This window comes from Burkholderia sp. KCJ3K979 (assembly GCF_016759955.1).
In the GTDB taxonomy this organism is placed as follows: domain Bacteria; phylum Pseudomonadota; class Gammaproteobacteria; order Burkholderiales; family Burkholderiaceae; genus Burkholderia; species Burkholderia orbicola.
Genome location: NZ_JACFYV010000482.1, coordinates 1 through 405 on the forward strand (window position 1 = coordinate 1; position 405 = coordinate 405).

Genomic DNA, 405 nt, shown 5'->3' on the forward strand with positions numbered 1-405 from the left:
CGATCCGGATGAACGGGAAGGCGGACGCCCACGAGACGATCGTGAACGCCACCGCGGCTGCCGCGACGAGCGGCTGTCGCGCGCCGCGCGACGTCGATGACGAAAGAGTATTCATGCGGCAATGGTGCGGCGTGGCGAGATGCTAAGCTAGCGCACAGATCAACATCCGGATATGAATATGGCTCACAGCTCGGACGCGCGGCGTGCCGACGGTCCGGCGCGTGCGCGTCGGGTCGCCGGCGGGCTGTCGGTCGCCGCGCCGATGCCGGGCCCGCGGCCGCCGCTCGCGAGCCTGGAGACGGTCTGCACGGTGGCGCGCGAGGGTTCGTTTCTCGCCGCTGCCGACGTCTCCGGCGTCACGCACGGCGCGATCAGCCGACGGGTGGCCGCCGTGGAAAACTGGCT

1 protein-coding gene and 1 pseudogene are annotated in these 405 nt (G+C 70.6%); one reads left to right on the top strand and one right to left on the bottom strand.

Features of this window, described 5'->3' with window-relative positions; translation table 11 throughout:
- Window positions 1-115, bottom strand: a pseudogene (locus H3O04_RS36750) (DMT family transporter); the annotation flags it as partial.
- Window positions 116-172: 57 nt separating this feature from the next.
- Between H3O04_RS36750 and H3O04_RS35740 the strand changes: the two are divergent.
- On the top strand, window positions 173-405 hold a 233-nt coding region (locus H3O04_RS35740), incomplete at its 3' end, for a helix-turn-helix domain-containing protein (RefSeq protein WP_202589555.1).